We start from the raw sequence: 15,683 nt of genomic DNA, 5'->3' as shown, positions 1-15,683 counted from the left end.
CCGGCTGCTGGGCCGGGTACTGGCCCGAGTGCTGGTCGCCCATCTGCCGGGCGTAGGGCACGCCCTGACCCAGCGTGCGCACGCTGACGCCGGAGGAGTGCTCCGCGGCCGTCTCGTTGCCCGGCATCGGCAGCGCGCGCGGCCGGGGCGCCGCGGTGGGCGGGACCGCGCCCCCCAGGATGGGGCTGGCCGCGACCACGGTGAGGTCGGGCTGACGGGGCTGCTCCGCGCCCTCGGCGTGGCCGTGCTCGGCGGGCCCGTCCGCGGGGGCGGCCGCACCACCGGGCCCGACACCGCCGGCCCCGGGCGCCTCCGCCTCGGCGGAGCGCTGCTGCGGCACTTCCTGCGCCGGCGCCTGCGCCGGTGCCTGCGGAACGCGGCGGCGGCGGCCGGTCGGCCGGTCGGCCGGGGGAGCGGTCTCGGGCGCCGCGTACCCGGCCGGGACGGGAACCTGGCCCTGCTGCTCCTGCTCCTGCGCCTGGCCCTGGGCCGGCGGCTGCTGGACCTGCGGCTGGGGCGGAGTGGACGGAGCCGGGGCGGGCACCGGCGCGGGCGTCGGGCCCGGGGCGGGCGGCAGTGCGAACGCCGTGCGCTCCGGCGCGGGGGCGCCCGCGGCCTCGGGCTCGGCGGCCCGGCGCGCGCGCCGACCGGTACCCGGGTGGGCCTGCTGGGGGAGGGCGTGTCCGCCCGTCCCGTTCGCGGACGGCTGCGGCAGGGCGTGCTCGCCGCTGTCCGCGCCGTTCTCCGCGCGTTCCTCGACCGGCGCCAGCGCACGCCGCGCCCGGCGGCGTCCCGTACCGGCCGGGACCGGCGTGGCACCGCTGCCGCCGTCCGGACCCGCCGCGGACGGCTGCGCCGACGGCTGGGCGGGCACGTTCGCGGAAGCGTCGGCGGGCGTGGCCGCGGGGGTGGCCGCCGAGGGGCCCGCGGGCAGGGCGATCGCCCCGCCGCCCGCCCCGGCAGCACCACCGGTTCCCTGGGCGTTCGCCGCACCGTTCGCCGCACCGGCCGCGGGCGCGCCGCCCGTGCCCCGGGGCGGCTGCGCCGGAACCGGCATCACCGTCGTCTCGCTCTCGCGCGACGACCGCTGCCCCGCGTCCGCGGCACCCGAGGAGCCCGGGGACCCCACCGGCACCTCCAGGACGTAGGCGCTGCCGCCCCCCGAGCCCGGCACCTGGTGGGTCTGCAGCACACCGCCGTGCCGCCGCACGATCCCGCGCACCAGCGGCTCGTGCACCGGGCTGCCGCCGCCGTACGGTCCGCGCACCTCGATCCGTACGACGTCGCCGCGCTGCGCCGCCGCCACCACGATCGTCGAGTCGCCCGAGGCGGGCCCCTGCGCGTTGCCGGTGGCGTCCACGCCCGCCACGTCCGCCGCCAGGTGGGCCAGCGCCTGCGCCAGCCGCACCGGGTCGACCTCCACCTCGATCGGCGGGGCGTGCACCGCGAACTGCGCGCGCCCGGGCCCGATCAGCTCGACCGCGCCCTCCACGCCGGCCGAGACGACCTCGTCCAGCGACACCTTCTCGCGCTTGAGCTTCTCGCTGCCGGAGTCCAGCCGCTGGTAGCTGAGCACGTTGTCCACGAGCGTGGTCATCCGCGCGTAGCCCGCCGCGAGGTAGTGCAGGGTCTGGTTCGCCTCCGGCCAGAGCTGTCCGGCCGGGTCGGACGCCAGCCCGGCCAGTTCGCCGCGCAGGTGCTCCAGCGGTCCGCGCAGCCCGTTCTCCAGGACGGACACCAACTGCTGGTGCCGCGCCACGAGCGCGTCGTAGGCGGTGCGGTCGGTGAAGGCGAGCACCGCGCCGACGAGCTGGTCGCCGTCCCGCACGGGCGCGGTCGTCATGTCGACCGGCACCGCGCGGCCGTCCCTGGTCCACAGCACCTGCCCGCGCACCCGGTGCTTGCGGCCGGAGCGCAGGGTGTCCGCGAGCGGCGTCTCCTCGTACGGCAGCGGGCTGCCGTCCGGCCGCGAGTGGTGCACCAGCGGGTGCAACTTCTTCCCGCCCAGGTCGCTCGCCCGGTAGCCGAGGATCTGGGCGGCGGAGGGATTGACCAGGACGACCCGGCCCTCGGTGTCCACGCCGACCACGCCCTCGGCGGCGGCGCGCAGGATCATCTCGGTCTGGCGCTGCTGGCGGGCCAGTTCGGCCTCGGTGTCGAGGGTGCCGGTGAGGTCGCGGACGACGAGCATGAGCAGCTCGTCGCCGGTGTAGCTGTTGCCGTGGTCGGCGAAGGCGGCCTCGAAGGACGACTCGTAGGGCGTGCGCCCGTCCTCCAGGTTGGCGCTGGTCACCTCGACCAGGAACTGGGTGCCGTCCGTGCGCCGCGCCACCATCCGCGTCGGCTTCGTGCGCGACTCGGGGACGTCGCCGGGGCGGCGCATCGAGCCCGGGATGAGCTTGGAGTCGAAGTCCGGGAGCAGGTCCAGCAGACCGCGCCCGACCAGGGCCGTACCCGGCGCCTCGAAGACCTCCAGAGCGATGCTGTTGGCGTTGACGACCGTGCCGTTGCAGTTCACCAGCAGCAGCGCGTCCGGCAGGGCGTCGAGTATGGCGGCGAGGCGAGCAGCGCCTCGGGATGGCCTGCTGCTCACGACGACGCATCCTCCCTGCTGACCAGCTGGTGCACCGTGACAGCACCGGGGACGCGGTCAGTGTGCCGTTCTCCTGTGCGTGCCACTAGAGGGGAGTCTACGGGCAGCGGTGGTGGAAGCGACGGCGGATGCGTGGGGAGCGTGGGGAGAACGTGGACCCGGCCCCGGCCCGGCGTATGAGATCCGTCACGCGCCCGGGCCGGGGAGGGCGGGCACGAGCGCGTCCCAGCGGGCGATCTCGCAGCCGTCCGTCCGTGCGAACCGGGCGTTCACCCGGGCCCCGCGCCACACTCCGGTGACCCGCGCGGTGGCCGGGCCGCCGTACACCTGGGCGCACATCGCGCCCTCGGGGACGGGCTCCCACGGGCTCCGCGGCCCCCGGACCGCCCGGTCGACGGCGTCGCAGGCGGCGGGGGCGTCGGGGTGGCTGCCGCCGGCGGGACGGCAGTCGAGGGTGTACGTCCGCAGGTCCGGCGCGGTCCCCCCGGTGGCCGTGCCGGGCCCGGACCCGGTGCCGGACAGGGCGCCGCCGGACCCGGTACCGGACACGGTGATGACGAGCCGGTCCGGCTGGGCGTGCGGCACGGCGGGCCGGGGCCAGGGACGGGCGGCGGCCGGTACGGCGGCGGCCGGTACGGCGACGGTGGCGGTCAGGACGGCGGCCCCGGCGAGGACGGCGGCGGTACGGCACGGCATGGCGGCTCCCGGAAGGCGGTGCGCGGGCGGACCCGCGGAAGGTGCGGGCCCCTCTCCTCTCCCTCCCCGGCTAACGCGCCACCGCGCGCGCCGTTGCGCACCTCCACCCGCCCGCCTCGCCGGCACGCCGCCACCAGCGGTAAAGGGCTTTGCCCGGAGGGCTACCGTCCGGGTAACGTAGGTGGCGATTGGAGACAGCCCCCGTGGCTGTGTCATCATCTGCACACACGCGTCGCGGCAGCGCGGTGCGTGGGGAGGCTTCGCCTAGTCTGGTCTATGGCGCCGCACTGCTAATGCGGTTTCGGGTTACCCCCGATCCCGGGTTCAAATCCCGGAGCCTCCGCTTGGTCTTCACGATCACCGAAGCCCCGGCCCCGCGGTCGGGGCTTCGGTCGTTCCCGGCCGCTCCCCGGGTGCCTCCTGGGATGCCTTCTGGGGCATCGTCGCAGGTCAGAGCGGGTTGACCCAATGGATTTCGCCTCTGGGCGAGGATCATGTAATGTTGTTCCCGCAACGACGACCGGCCCCCACGGGGGCGGGGAAGTCAAGCGCTCGTAGCTTAACGGATAGAGCATCTGACTACGGATCAGAAGGTTGCAGGTTCGAATCCTGCCGAGCGCGCAGCAGCCGGAGGCCCCGTCGAGAGATCGACGGGGCCTCCGGCGTGTGGGGCCGCTGTTGAATTTCGCTTCGTGGCGAGGCCGGTCCTGTGTCAGGGTCGGCCGGTGAGCGTTTCCCGAAGTGAGTTGCTGCGCTGGCAGTTCGAGTTGACCTGGTCGCTGTTCGAGTACCACCTGGAGCGGCTGGAGCCCGGGGACTTTCTGTGGGAGCCCGCGTCCCCCTGCTGGACGGTGCGCCTAGGGGCCGACGGGCAGTGGGTGCCGGACTGGGCGGAGACCGAGCCCGACCCGGTGCCGGTTCCCACGATCGGCTGGTTGAGCTGGCACATCGGCTGGTGGTGGGGCACGGCCATCGACCATGCGCGGGGCCGGACGCCCAGGGAGCGGACCGAGGTCACCTGGCCGGGGGACGGGGAGGCGGCCGTGGCGTGGCTGCGCGGTTTCCGCGAGGAGTGGCTGGCGGTGCTGGACCGGCTCACCGACGCCGACCTGGACGCCGTCGCCCCGTTCCCGTGGCAGGGCGACCCCGGGCACACCGTCGCCCACATGATCGGCTGGGTGAACTCCGAGCTGATGAAGAACGTCGCCGAGATCGGCCAACTCCGGCTGCTGCGGGCCGCGTCCCGGGGGTGAGCGGCCGGCCGGCGGCAGCCGGTGGGTAGGCCGGCGAGCGGAAGCCGTTCACCCGGTACGGGGCTTCCGGGGGCCGGGATGTTTCACGGGAAACATCCCGGCCGGGAGCGGGGCGCGGGCCCGAGCAGGAGCCGCCGGAGGCGCTCGAAGGCGGTGGGGGACGGGGCGCGGGGGAGGAAGTCCTTGATCCTCTCGGCGCAGTCCCGTGGGCTTGCCGTGGTCGTGTCGCACTCGATGTCGTAGACGCCGTGGGCGTGGACACGGTCCAGTTGGCGGGCGGCCAGGCCCGGCGGGCGGTCGCCGCGGGCCTTCTCGCGCCTCCGCAACTCCTCCGGGGAGCAGTGCACACCGACGAAGAGGACGTTCCTCGGTTCGAGGAGGGCGAGGCAGTCGAGCAGCCGCCACCGTTCGCCCAGGACGTGGTCGACGACGATGTTGTTGCCGACCGAGGCCATGCCGGCGACGGCGCGGTGGAAGCCCAGCCAGGTGCGCTTCAGAACGGCTTCCAGCTCGCCGGGTGCGACCTCCTTCGAGGTGCGCATCGCGTGGAAGGCGTCCACCGGCAGGTGGAAGTAGGGCTCGTCGAGGACGTGGAGGAGTTCCGCGGCGATGCTCGTCTTTCCCGCGCTCGAAGTGCCGTTCAGGAAGACGATCCGTCCGCCCGCGCTCTCCGGGGTGCTGTCCGAGGTCTCGCTTGCGCGCGGTCGGCCGGTGTCCTCCTGCTCGGGCACGCGGCCCCCTTCCGCCGTCGTCCTGGATCGATCATGCCGTAGGGCCGGGGGCGCGGCCAGGGGCCCTTCCCGCCGGGGCGGTGGCCGTCATACGGATGGCAGGGGGCAGAAGAAGCCCTGTACGGTGTATAGCGCCTCGCTGTTATACACCGTACAAGGAGACTCCATGGCAGTGCCCGCCACCGAGCGTTCCCCGGTCCGCCCCGACGACGGCGGCGGGGGAGGGGGAGGAGGCCACCCCCGGCGCTGGGCGATCCTCGCCGTGATCTGCCTCGCCCAGCTCACCGTCCTGCTCGACAACACGATCCTCAACGTCGCGATCCCCTCCCTCACCCGCGAGCTGGACGCCTCCACGGCCGACGTCCAGTGGATGGTCAACGCCTACGCCCTCGTGCAGTCCGGGCTGCTGCTGACCGCGGGCAACGCCGCCGACCGCTACGGGCGCAGGAGGATGCTCCTGCTCGGTCTCGGCCTCTTCGGGCTGGGGTCGCTCGCCGCCGGGCTCGCGCAGTCCTCCGGTCAGCTCATCGCCGCCCGCGCGGGCATGGGGGTCGGCGGGGCGCTGCTGATGACGACGACCCTCGCCGTCGTCATGCAGGTCTTCGACGCCGGCGAGCGGCCGCGGGCCATCGGGATCTGGGGCGCGGTCAGTTCGCTCGGCTTCGCCGGCGGGCCGCTGGTGGGCGGGGTGCTGCTCGACCACTTCCGGTGGGGCGCGATCTTCCTGGTCAACCTCCCGGTCGTGCTGCTCGGGCTCGTCGCCGTCGCCGCCCTGGTGCCGGAATCGCGGAACCCGGGCGGCGACCGCCCCGACGTGCCGGGCGCGCTGCTGTCCACCGTCGGCATGACGGCCGTCGTCTACGCGATCATCTCCGGGCCCGGGCACGGCTGGCTGTCGGGGCGGGTGCTGCTCAGCGGCGCCGTCGGGGCCGGCGCGCTGGCCGCCTTCGCGCTCTGGGAGCGCCGCGTGCCCCAGCCGATGCTGGACATGAGCTTCTTCCGCGACCGCCGCTTCGTCGGCGCCGTCACGGGCGGCATCCTGGTCGCCTTCGGGCTGACCGGTTCGCTGTTCCTGCTCACGCAGCACCTGCAGTTCGTGCTCGGATACGGGCCGCTGGACGCCGGACTGCGCACCGCGCCGCTCGCGCTGACCGTGGTGGCGCTCAACTTCTCCGGACTGGGCGCGCGGGTGCTGGTCCGGTCCGGCACGCCGGTCACCGTCGCGGGCGGCATGGCCCTGCTGGCCGCCGGGCTGGTGGCCGTCGCCACGCTCGGCGCGGACTCCTACGGCGGGATGCTGCTGGGCCTGCTGGTGATGGGCGCCGGGATCGCGCTGGCGATGCCCGCCATGGCGAACGCCGTCATGTCCGCGATCCCGCCCGAGAAGGCGGGCGTGGGCGCGGGCGTCAACGGCACGCTCGCCGAGTTCGGCAACGGCCTGGGCGTCGCCGTCCTGGGCGCGGTGCTCACCGCCCGGTTCGCCGCCCTGCTGCCGGCCGCCGCGGGCGCCGGTTCGCTGCCGGAGGCCCTGGCCGGAGCCCGTACCGGGGCCGAACGGGCCGCCGTCACCGAGGCGTTCGCGGACGGGATCGCGAGCAGCCAGCTCGTCGGCGCGGCGGCCGTGCTCGCGGGCGGCCTGCTCGCGGCCGTGCTGCTCCGGCGGGCCGAACGGGAGGGCGCCCCGGTGGGAGCCGCATAGCATCGGGGCGTACGGGGGCGGCCCGCCGGGCCGCCGGACCACCCGCCCGTACGCCCGCGCCGACCGAAGGAGGGCCCGTCATGGCAGCCGGCCGCCGCGCCAGCCGTCCGCCCCGGACCAGTGTGTGGCTGGAGGACGGTCCCGCCTCCCGGCGGCGGACGGGCGCCGAGCAGCCCGACGGGCTCGACCGCGACAGGATCGTCGCGGCCTCGGTGCGGCTGCTGGACGCCGACGGCCTGGCGAAGTTCTCCATGCGCCGCCTCGCCGCCGAACTCGGCGTCACCGCCATGTCCGTCTACTGGTACGTGGAGACCAAGGACGACCTGCTGGAGCTGGCCCTGGACGCCGTGCTGGGCGAGATCGCGCTCCCCGGGGAGGCGCCGGACGCCGACTGGCGCGACCAACTGCGGCAACTGGCCGCCGAGTACCGCCGGATGCTGGTCGGCCACCCCTGGGTGTCGCCGATGCTCGGCCGCTACCTCAACGTCGGCCCGCGGGCGATGGAGTTCGCGAACGCCGCCCGGCGCGTCGTCGAACGCGCCGGGCTGCCCGGACCGCTGATCACCGGAGCGCTCGCGGCGGTGTTCCAGTTCGTGTACGGCTTCGGCACCGTCGAGGCGAACTGGAACAGCCGCTGCCGCGCAGCCGGGGTCGGCTCCGACGAGTACTTCCGCCAGGTCTTCGCCCGCGTCCGGGGGCGGGACGAGTACGCCGCCTCGCTGGACCTGATGGAGCAGCGGGGCGGCGACACGGTGGACGAGATGCGGCAGCGGGACTTCGACACCGCGCTGGAGTGCGTCATCGCGGGCATCGAGGCGATGCGCGGCCGGGCGGCGGGGGACGCCGGGGCCGGGCCGGACGGCGGGTCAGCGGCCGGCGGCGCTCCCTGAGCCCGGGACCTGTGAGTCCGCGGCCGTTTCCGAGTTCGAGGCCGGGGTCGTTTCCGGGGCCGGGGCCGTCTCCGGGGCCGGGGTCGCGGCTTCCCGGGGGACGGGGCCGGGCCGGTCGATGTCGTGTCCCGTCCGCAGCGGCACCTCCTTGACGAGGACCACCAGCAGCAGCGCGACCACGGCGACCGGCGCGGCGTACAGGTAGATGTCGGCGACGCCGTGGCCGTACGCGCTCTCGACGACCGCGCGGACCGGGGCCGGGAGCGTGTCCAGGTCCGGAATGGCGCCGCCCTGGCCGCCGGCCGCGCCGCCGGCCGGCACGCCCAGCCCGGCCAGGCCGTCCGCGACGTAGCCGGTGATGCGGTGGGCGAGCACCGCGCCCAGCACCGAGACGCCGACCGCGCCGCCCAGCGAGCGGAAGAAGGCGAGGACGGAGCTGGCCGCGCCCAGGTCGGACAGGGAGACCTGGTTCTGGGTGGCCAGGACGAGGTTCTGCATCATCATGCCGACGCCCGTGCCCAGCAGCGCCATGAAGACGGCGATCCGCCAGTACGGGGTGTCGTACCGCATCGTGCCCAGCAGTCCGAGCCCGGCCGCCAGCAGGACGCCGCCCGCGACCAGCCACGCCTTCCAGCGGCCGGTCCGCGTGATGACCAGGCCGGAGACGGTGGAGGAGAGGAACAGGCCGCCGATCAGCGGGATCGTCAGCACGCCGGACATCGTCGGCGACTCGCCGCGGGCGAGCTGGAAGTACTGGCTGAGGAAGACGGTCGCGCCGAACATCGCGATGCCCACGAAGAGCGAGGCCAGCGCGGTGAGCGTGATCGTGCGGTTGCGGAAGAGGCGCAGCGGGACGATCGGCTCGGCGGCGCGGGCCTCGGTGAGCACGAAGGCCACACCCAGGACGAGCGAGGCGCCGACCATCGTGTACGTCTGCCAGGACAGCCAGTCGTAGCTGTCCCCGGCCAGCGTCACCCATATCAGCAGCAGCGAGACGGCGGCGGTGATGAGGAAGGCGCCCGGCCAGTCCACCTTCACGTCCTCCCGCCTGACCACCGGCAGGTGCAGGGTCTTCTGCAGCACGACCAGCGCGACGACCGCGAAGGGCACGCCCACGTAGAAGCACCAGCGCCAGCCGAGCCAGGAGGTGTCGGTGATCACGCCGCCGAGCAGCGGGCCGCCCACCGTGGCCACGGCGAAGGTCGCGCCCAGGTAGCCGCTGTACCGGCCGCGCTCGCGCGGGGGGATCATCGCGGCGATCACGATCTGGGAGAGCGCCGCCAGGCCGCCGGCGCCGAGTCCCTGCACCGCGCGGAAGGCGATCAGCGTGCCGGTGTCCTGCGCCAGGCCCGCGCCGGCGGAGGCCAGCACGAAGAGCACCAGGGCGAGCTGCACCAGCATCTTCTTGCTGAAGAGGTCGGCCAGTTTGCCCCACAGCGGGGTGGAGGCGGTCATGGTCAGCAGCGCGGCCGTCACCACCCAGGTGTACGCGCTCTGGCCGCCGCCCAGTTCCGAGATGATCTCGGGCAGGGCGTTGGAGACGACCGTCGAGGACAGGATCGAGACGAACATGCCGAGCAGCAGCCCGGACAGCGCCTCCATGATCTGCCGGTGGGTCATGGTCGCCTGTTCGGCGCCCTGCGCGGTGGGGGCGGGATCGCCCTTCCGCGCCTTCGGTGGTGTGGACGTTGCCATGCGCTCCGTAGCTTCCTGTTCCTTCTGCCCGGCGTGGTGTTCTGCCGGGGTGGTGATCCGCCCGGGGCCTGCCCGGGGCGGCGCGGTTCCGTGCGGGTGCCGGGCCCGCGGGCGCGCCCTACAGGGGCGCGGTGGCGCGGGGCGAGGCGCGGCGGAGGCCCTGGGGGGCGGGGTGGCCGCCGTACTCGTCGAAGCTGGCGCGCAGCCGCGCCAGCAGCTCGACGAGGCGGCTGACGTCCTCCTCGGGCCAGTCGCCGAGGCGGCTCGCGAGCGTTTCGGTGACGCGCCGGTGCGTCTCGGCCAGCAGCCGCTCGCCGCTCCCGGTGAGCCGCAGCAGGCGGACCCGGCCGTCCAGGGGGTCGGGGCGGCGGTCGACCCAGCCGTGGTCGACGACGTGCGCGACCTGGCGGCTGGTGACGGACATGTCGATGCCCAGCAGGTCGGCGAGCCTGCTCATCCGCATCTCGCCGTACCGCCCCAGCAGCGTCAGCACGACCGCCGAGGCGGGCGGGCAGTCGTGCGGCAGGGCACGGGCCAGCTCGCGCCGGACGACTCCGATGGAGCCGAGCTGCCGGGCCAGTTCCTCGTACGGGGCGAGTGCTGTCACCCGGCGCCTCCCTCGTGTCCCTGGTCACCACCCGCAGAGATTGTTGCTTAGAGCAACCATATATTTATTGGTTGCCTCGGGCAAACGAAAAAGGGCATGAGAGGGCAAACAGTTTCCCAAGGCCGGGTGTGCCGACCGCCAAGCGCGGCGGCGGCCCGTCCGGAGCGGCGGGTACGGCATGACCGGGGTGACCTGCACCCGTCCCGTTCGCTAGGGTCCATGGCCATGGCTCACAACCCCCATGCACCCCAGGGCCCGGCCGGCCACCACGACCCGGCCGGGAGCACCCAGATGTTCCGCGCCTTCGTCGACGAGGACGGGCCGCGTCCCACGGCCGCGACCACGTCGTCGTCCGGCCCCAGGATCGGTCTGATCGTCGGCATCGTCGCGGCGGTCGCGGTTGTCGCCGCGGTCGTCTGGTTCGCGATCTCCTGATCGCGCCCGGCGGCGGCCGGACGCCTGCCGAACGCGCCGCCACGCGGGACGGCCGCCGGACGGGGCGAACACCCTCCCGGCGGCCGTCCCGCGCGGCTTCCGCGACGTCCTCCGCGGTCACTGCTCCGCGGTCCACTCCCGCGCGGTCACTCCTCCGCGATGAGGCCCTCCCGAAGCTGCGCCAGCGTACGGGTCAGCAGCCGGGAGACGTGCATCTGCGAGATGCCGACCCGCTCGCCGATCTGCGACTGCGTCATGTTCCCGAAGAATCTCAGCATGATGATCTGCCGCTCGCGCGGCGGGAGCTTGGCGAGCAGCGGCTTGAGGGACTCGCGGTACTCCACGCCCTCCAGCGCGCTGTCCTCGTAGCCCAGCCGGTCCGCGAGGGAGCCCTCGCCGCCCTCCTCCTCCGGGGCGGGGGAGTCCAGGGAACTGGCCGTGTAGGCGTTGCCCACCGCCAGCCCGTCCACCACGTCCTCCTCGGACACGCCCAGGCAGGCGGCCAGCTCGGCCACGGTGGGGGAGCGGTCGAGCTTCTGCGACAGCTCGTCACTGGCCTTGGTGAGCGCCAGGCGCAGCTCCTGGAGGCGCCGGGGGACGCGCACGGACCAGGAGGTGTCCCGGAAGAAGCGCTTGATCTCGCCGACCACCGTCGGCATCGCGAACGTCGGGAACTCCACGCCGCGTTCGCAGTCGAAGCGGTCGATCGCCTTGATCAGGCCGATGGTGCCGACCTGGACGATGTCCTCCATCGGCTCGTTGCGGCTGCGGAAGCGGGCCGCCGCGTAGCGCACGAGCGGGAGGTTCAGCTCGATGAGGGTGTCCCGGACGTAGGCGCGCTCCGGGCTGTCCTCGTCCAGGGAGGCGAGCCGCTGGAACAGGGAGCGGGAGAGGGTGCGGGTGTCGATGGCGTCGCAGTCTGAGGGAACGTACGGTGCGTCGGCGTCTGACTCGGCGAGCACCTTCGAGCTGCCCAGTTCTACGGACATGCCACCCCCTTGAGGTCGCGGACGGGTCGCGGCGGCGCCCTCGGCGTGAGGGAAGCACCTCCCGGTGAATACCGGCGGCGCCGTCGCGGCAAACGCAGTTCTTGCAGAATGTCACAAGTAGGCAACACGACGTAGCCCCATGTCGATAAAACTGCACAGCTTGACAGGGGTCTGCCTGATCGAGTGTCACCCGCGAGAGTTACGCGTCGATGGGATTTGCGGCACGCAACCGGGCGAAGCTCCGCGACAGCAGCCGGGAGACGTGCATCTGCGAGACCCCCAGCTCCGCGCTGATCTGCGACTGGGTCAGGTTCCGGTAGTACCGCAGCAGCAGGATGCGCTGCTCGCGCTCGGGGAGCTGGACCAGCAGGTGCCGTACGAGGTCGCGGTGCTCCACGCCGTCCAGCGCCGGGTCCTCGTAGCCGAGCCGGTCGATCAGCCCGGGCAGGCCGTCCTCCCGCTCCTGGGCGGCCTCCAGGGAGGTGGCGCGGTAGGCGCGGCCGGCCTCCAGGCAGGCGAGGACGTCCTCCTCGCTGATCCGCAGCCGCTCGGCGATCTCGGCGGTGGTGGGCGAGCGCCCGTAGAGCACGGTCAGGTCCTCGGTGGCGCTGCTCACCTGCACCCACATCTCGTGCAGCCGCCGCGGTACGTGCACGGTGCGGACGTTGTCGCGGAAGTAGCGCCGGATCTCGCCGATGATCGTCGGCATCGCGAACGTCGGGAACTGCACCCCGCGGGAGGGGTCGAAGCGGTCGATCGCGTTGATCAGGCCGATGGTGCCGACCTGGACGATGTCCTCCATCGGCTCGTTGCGGCTGCGGAAGCGGGCGGCGACGTAGCGGACGAGCGGGATGTTGGCCTCGATGAGGGCGCCGCGCACCCGGTCGTGCTCGGGGGTGCCGGACTCCAGGCCGGAGAGGCGTTCGAAGAGCACCTGGGTCAGGGCCCGGGTCTCCGCGCTCCGGCGGTTGAGGGCTCCCCCGGGCGGGGTCTGGGGAAGGGTCTGCGTGGCCGCCACCGTTCGTCCAACCCCTTCATGGTCGAGACTCGTCCGGCAAAAGCGGTCATAGCATCACAAGTTATATGCACTGTGTGCAAGCACCGTATAACTCCGTGTTGTTACCGGGGGGCGCACGGCTGACCCCCGTACGGGGGCGGGGCGGGGCGCCGCCGCCGGATGCGCCGCCGGACGCGCGGAACGGTGTGTGTGGGGGCCGTACGGGTGGCCGGGCTCAGTTCACCAGTTCGGTCATGAAGGCGCCGACGCCCTTCGCGGCACCGGATATGCCCTCGAAGCCGACCCCGACGAGCTCGGCGGAGCGCTCGGGGGAGTTGATGATCGTGTACAGGATGAAGACGAGGAACGCGTACAGCGCGACCTTCTTGACGTCCACGTCGTCCTGCCTCTCCCCGTACATCCCGAACAAGAACGTCCACCGAGACCGTCCGTGCGGTCGCGAGAGTCTATCCGGCGCCGCGCGGCGGGCCCAGGCCCGTGCGCGGGAAGAGGATCAGCGGGAGGCCGGCAGGCGGGAGGCGGGACGGCGTGGACAATGGCGGAGGGCCCCCTCGGTGCGAGGGGGCCCTCCGTACGAGCGGTAGCGGTGGGATTTGAACCCACGGTGGAGTTGCCCCCACACTCGCTTTCGAGGCGAGCTCCTTCGGCCGCTCGGACACGCTACCGGGAGGAAGCTTAGCCCACGGGCGGGCGTGCTCCGAAATCGGTATCCCGTCCGGCGCCCGGCCGGACACCGGAGCGGTTTCCCGGGCCGCGGCCCGGGGAGCGGAAGAAGTCCGTCAGGAGCGCGCCGCACTCCTCCGCCAGCACTCCGGAGATCACCTCGGGCCGGTGGTTGAGCCTGCGGTCCCGCACGACGTCCCACAGCGAGCCCGCCGCGCCCGCCTTCTCGTCCACGGCCCCGTACACGACCCTCTCCAGCCGGGCCAGCACGATCGCGCCCGCGCACATCGTGCACGGCTCCAGCGTCACCACCAGCGTGCAGCCGGACAGCCGCCACTCCCCGACCGCCCGGGCCGCCGCGCGGATCGCGACGACCTCGGCGTGGGCCGTCGGGTCGCCGGTGGCCTCGCGCTCGTTCCGGCCGCGGCCCAGGACCGCGCCGTCCGGGCCCAGGACGACCGCGCCGACGGGGACGTCGCCGGTCTCCGGGGCCCGTGCGGCCTCCTCCAGGGCATGGCGCATCGCCGGCCGCCACGGGTCGCGCAGCGGGTCCGCCCGCCCGGCCTGCCGGATTCCCTCGCTCTGTCCGCTCTGTTCGGCCCGCGGGGCGGACGGCGGGCCGACGGACGGTCGATCGCTCATGCGGCCAGTGTCCCGTCCGCCGCCGCGCCGGCGGTCACCGGCCGGTCCGTCGTACGGGCTACCGCACCGCCTCCAGCATGTCCGTGCAGCCCAGCGCGTCGGCGATCTCGCTCAGCGCGTCCTCCGAGGTGAGCGAGAGCAGCACCTTCTCGTCCAGGCCGAAGTCGGCCAGCAGGCCGGCGTCGCCGACCGGCCCCGCCGGGAGCGTGTCGGCCCCGGCCGTGCCGTCCTCGTCCTCCTCGTCGTCGAGGGCCTGCTCCGGCTCGCCGTCCTCCGTGCCGTCGAGGTCCACGAGCAGGTCGAGGTCCTCCCGCTCGTCCGGCTCGCGGCCGAGGAGTTCGTCGGTGAGGAGGATCTCCCCGTACGAGCTGCGTGCGGCCGCGGCGGCGTCCGAGACGAAGATGCGAGGATCCTCCTCGCCCTCCACCCGGACGACGCCGAACCAGGCGCCCTCCTGTTCGATGCAGACCAGGACCGGCTCGTCGTCCTCCGCGGCCTCCCGGGCCAGGTCGGCGAGATCGGCCAGCGTCTCGACCTCGTCGAGTTCTGTGTCGCTCGCTTCCCACCCGTCTTCGGTGCGCGCGAGCAGTGCGGCGAAGTACACCGTGACTCTCCCACTGGTTTCAGGTGCCCGAGTGCTGACGGGACCGCGCCCCGCCCAATCGGAATCGTGGCAGAAACCGGCGCCCGGCGAGAGGTCTTCGGCTGTGCGTCGTGTGGGTGTTGCGGCGGACTACCAGCGAAATGTCCTCATCCGCATCGCCTGCCGCATGCGCGCGGCGCGGGCGCGGCGTGGCTGAACACGCTCGCGCAGCGCCTTCGCCTCGTTCAGTTCGCGCAGGAAGACCGCCCGGCGGCGGCGCCGTTCCAGGTCGTTCTCGACGCCCCCGGAATCCGGGACGGTCCCGGGGGCCTCTTGTCGTCCGTACCGCTCCCGGGCCTCCGTGCGGGGCTGGTCCGCCGGCCGGTCCCGGCGTATGGAGGCCCGACGGGAGTCGGGCGTGCTGTGCTGCTGGTCCTGCTGTTCGGGCATACGGCCACACCTCCGGTCGTACATGCCCACTGTCCCCCGAAAAGACGCCGGTACGCCAGTGCGAGACCGGATCCGGGCCTCGGTTACTGTCGAGAGCATGCGGATTCACGTCGTCGACCACCCGCTGGTGGCGCACAAACTCACCACCCTGCGCGACGAGCGCACCGACTCACCGACCTTCCGGCGGCTCGCCGACGAGCTGGTCACCCTGCTCGCCTACGAGGCCACCCGGGACGTGCGCATCGAGCCGGTGGACATCACCACTCCGGTGACGGCGACGACGGGCGTACGGCTGTCCCACCCGCGTCCGCTGGTGGTGCCGATCCTGCGGGCCGGGCTCGGGATGCTCGACGGGATGGTGCGGCTGCTGCCGACCGCCGAGGTCGGCTTCCTCGGCATGATCCGCGACGAGCGGACGCTCCAGGCGTCCACCTACGCCACCCGCATGCCGGACGACCTCTCCGGGCGTCAGGTGTACGTCCTGGACCCGATGCTGGCCACCGGCGGCACGCTGGTGGCGGCGATCCAGGAGCTGATCCGGCGCGGCGCCGACGACGTCACGGCGCTCTGCCTGCTGGCGGCGCCCGAGGGCGTGGAGACGATGGAGCGCGAGCTGGCGGGCAGGCCGGTCACCGTGGTGACCGCCGCGGTCGACGAGCGGCTCAACGAGGACGGCTACATCGTCCCGGGCCTGGGCGACGCGGGCGACCGCATGTACGGGACGGCGGGCTAGGGTCTG

15 protein-coding genes, 3 tRNA genes and 1 pseudogene are annotated in these 15,683 nt (G+C 73.7%); 7 read left to right on the top strand and 12 right to left on the bottom strand.

The features are described 5' to 3' along the window. On the bottom strand, positions 1-2,593 hold a 2,593-nt coding region (locus tag VE546_RS12300; protein ID WP_324921558.1), incomplete at its 3' end, for a PAS domain-containing protein. 186 nt (positions 2,594-2,779) lie between these two features. Continuing rightward, positions 2,780-3,289: an SSI family serine proteinase inhibitor gene (locus tag VE546_RS12295; protein ID WP_324921555.1), complete on the bottom strand. Its 510-nt coding sequence runs from the start codon at positions 3,287-3,289 to the stop codon at positions 2,780-2,782. Between the two features lie 253 nt (positions 3,290-3,542). Here VE546_RS12295 and VE546_RS12290 point away from each other — a divergent pair. The 3 genes from VE546_RS12290 to VE546_RS12280 all read left to right on the top strand — a co-directional run bounded on the left by VE546_RS12290 (position 3,543) and on the right by VE546_RS12280 (position 4,542). Further along, a tRNA-Ser gene (locus VE546_RS12290) sits at positions 3,543-3,632 on the top strand. A 205-nt stretch (positions 3,633-3,837) separates the two neighbouring features. Continuing rightward, positions 3,838-3,910: transfer RNA gene (locus tag VE546_RS12285), tRNA-Arg, on the top strand. Positions 3,911-4,014: 104 nt separating this feature from the next. After that, positions 4,015-4,542: a DinB family protein gene (locus tag VE546_RS12280; protein WP_324921554.1), complete on the top strand. Its 528-nt coding sequence runs from the start codon at positions 4,015-4,017 to the stop codon at positions 4,540-4,542. Between the two features lie 83 nt (positions 4,543-4,625). On the opposite strand, the gene VE546_RS12275 is transcribed toward VE546_RS12280, so the two are convergent. After that, positions 4,626-5,195, bottom strand: a complete 570-nt coding sequence (locus VE546_RS12275) for a chloramphenicol phosphotransferase CPT family protein (protein ID WP_324921560.1) — start codon at positions 5,193-5,195, stop codon at positions 4,626-4,628. A gap of 244 nt (positions 5,196-5,439) precedes the next feature. On the opposite strand from VE546_RS12275, the gene VE546_RS12270 reads away from it, so the two are divergent. Continuing rightward, positions 5,440-6,972: an MFS transporter gene (locus VE546_RS12270; RefSeq protein WP_324921552.1), complete on the top strand. Its 1,533-nt coding sequence runs from the start codon at positions 5,440-5,442 to the stop codon at positions 6,970-6,972. Positions 6,973-7,052: 80 nt separating this feature from the next. Then, entirely contained in the window at positions 7,053-7,862 is an 810-nt protein-coding gene (locus VE546_RS12265; protein WP_324921551.1) for a TetR/AcrR family transcriptional regulator, read from the top strand. On the opposite strand, the pseudogene VE546_RS12260 reads toward VE546_RS12265, so the two are convergent. Beyond that, positions 7,854-9,557 (bottom strand): annotated as a pseudogene (locus VE546_RS12260) (MDR family MFS transporter); the annotation flags it as partial. The gene VE546_RS12265 and the pseudogene VE546_RS12260 overlap by 9 nt on opposite strands. A 118-nt stretch (positions 9,558-9,675) precedes the next feature. Then, entirely contained in the window at positions 9,676-10,164 is a 489-nt protein-coding gene (locus tag VE546_RS12255; protein ID WP_324921549.1) for a MarR family winged helix-turn-helix transcriptional regulator, read from the bottom strand. Positions 10,165-10,389: 225 nt separating this feature from the next. Here VE546_RS12255 and VE546_RS12250 point away from each other — a divergent pair, with 225 nt between their 5' ends. Then, positions 10,390-10,599: a hypothetical protein gene (locus VE546_RS12250; RefSeq protein ID WP_324921548.1), complete on the top strand. Its 210-nt coding sequence runs from the start codon at positions 10,390-10,392 to the stop codon at positions 10,597-10,599. Between the two features lie 146 nt (positions 10,600-10,745). Here VE546_RS12250 and VE546_RS12245 read toward each other — a convergent pair whose 3' ends face one another. The 7 genes from VE546_RS12245 to VE546_RS12215 all read right to left on the bottom strand — a co-directional run bounded on the left by VE546_RS12245 (position 10,746) and on the right by VE546_RS12215 (position 14,944). Then, positions 10,746-11,588 carry an RNA polymerase sigma factor SigF gene (locus VE546_RS12245; RefSeq protein WP_324921546.1) on the bottom strand — a complete coding sequence of 281 codons (843 nt, stop codon included), beginning with the start codon at positions 11,586-11,588 and terminating at the stop codon, positions 10,746-10,748. Between the two features lie 199 nt (positions 11,589-11,787). Next, a complete protein-coding gene (locus VE546_RS12240; protein WP_324921544.1) occupies positions 11,788-12,606 on the bottom strand; it encodes an RNA polymerase sigma factor SigF in 819 nt (272 codons plus the stop codon). 214 nt (positions 12,607-12,820) lie between these two features. Beyond that, positions 12,821-13,006: a hypothetical protein gene (locus tag VE546_RS12235; protein ID WP_324921542.1), complete on the bottom strand. Its 186-nt coding sequence runs from the start codon at positions 13,004-13,006 to the stop codon at positions 12,821-12,823. Between the two features lie 178 nt (positions 13,007-13,184). After that, positions 13,185-13,271, bottom strand: a tRNA-Ser gene (locus VE546_RS12230). A 10-nt stretch (positions 13,272-13,281) separates the two neighbouring features. Next, the gene (tadA, locus tag VE546_RS12225; RefSeq protein WP_414720467.1) at positions 13,282-13,911 is read right to left on the bottom strand and encodes a tRNA adenosine(34) deaminase TadA; all 630 of its coding nucleotides are present in this window, start codon (positions 13,909-13,911) and stop codon (positions 13,282-13,284) included. A gap of 58 nt (positions 13,912-13,969) precedes the next feature. Further along, the gene (locus VE546_RS12220; RefSeq protein WP_324921540.1) at positions 13,970-14,515 is read right to left on the bottom strand and encodes a hypothetical protein; all 546 of its coding nucleotides are present in this window, start codon (positions 14,513-14,515) and stop codon (positions 13,970-13,972) included. 129 nt (positions 14,516-14,644) lie between these two features. After that, entirely contained in the window at positions 14,645-14,944 is a 300-nt protein-coding gene (locus tag VE546_RS12215; RefSeq protein ID WP_324921539.1) for a hypothetical protein, read from the bottom strand. A 97-nt stretch (positions 14,945-15,041) separates the two neighbouring features. On the opposite strand from VE546_RS12215, the gene upp reads away from it, so the two are divergent. Continuing rightward, on the top strand, positions 15,042-15,677 hold the full coding sequence (gene upp, locus VE546_RS12210; RefSeq protein ID WP_324921537.1) for a uracil phosphoribosyltransferase: 636 nt from the start codon (positions 15,042-15,044) through the stop codon (positions 15,675-15,677). The last annotated feature ends 6 nt before the right edge of the window (positions 15,678-15,683 follow it).

The sequence above is a fragment of the Streptomyces sp. genome (genome assembly GCF_035644915.1).
In the GTDB taxonomy this organism is placed as follows: Bacteria; Actinomycetota; Actinomycetes; order Streptomycetales; family Streptomycetaceae; genus Streptomyces.
This window is presented reverse-complemented; position numbering and strand designations above follow the sequence as displayed.

Bases quoted from the DNA above. Each gene is read 5' to 3' on its own strand.
- VE546_RS12295 (WP_324921555.1), bottom strand. From the start codon at position 3,289: ATGCCGTGCCGTACCGCCGCCGTCCTCGCCGGGGCCGCCGTCCTGACC.
- tadA (WP_414720467.1), bottom strand. From the start codon at position 13,911: ATGAGCGATCGACCGTCCGTCGGCCCGCCGTCCGCCCCGCGGGCCGAA.
- VE546_RS12235 (WP_324921542.1), bottom strand. From the start codon at position 13,006: ATGTACGGGGAGAGGCAGGACGACGTGGACGTCAAGAAGGTCGCGCTG.
- VE546_RS12250 (WP_324921548.1), top strand. From the start codon at position 10,390: ATGGCTCACAACCCCCATGCACCCCAGGGCCCGGCCGGCCACCACGAC.
- VE546_RS12265 (WP_324921551.1), top strand. From the start codon at position 7,053: ATGGCAGCCGGCCGCCGCGCCAGCCGTCCGCCCCGGACCAGTGTGTGG.
- upp (WP_324921537.1), top strand. From the start codon at position 15,042: ATGCGGATTCACGTCGTCGACCACCCGCTGGTGGCGCACAAACTCACC.
- VE546_RS12245 (WP_324921546.1), bottom strand. From the start codon at position 11,588: ATGTCCGTAGAACTGGGCAGCTCGAAGGTGCTCGCCGAGTCAGACGCC.
- VE546_RS12270 (WP_324921552.1), top strand. From the start codon at position 5,440: ATGGCAGTGCCCGCCACCGAGCGTTCCCCGGTCCGCCCCGACGACGGC.
- VE546_RS12215 (WP_324921539.1), bottom strand. From the start codon at position 14,944: ATGCCCGAACAGCAGGACCAGCAGCACAGCACGCCCGACTCCCGTCGG.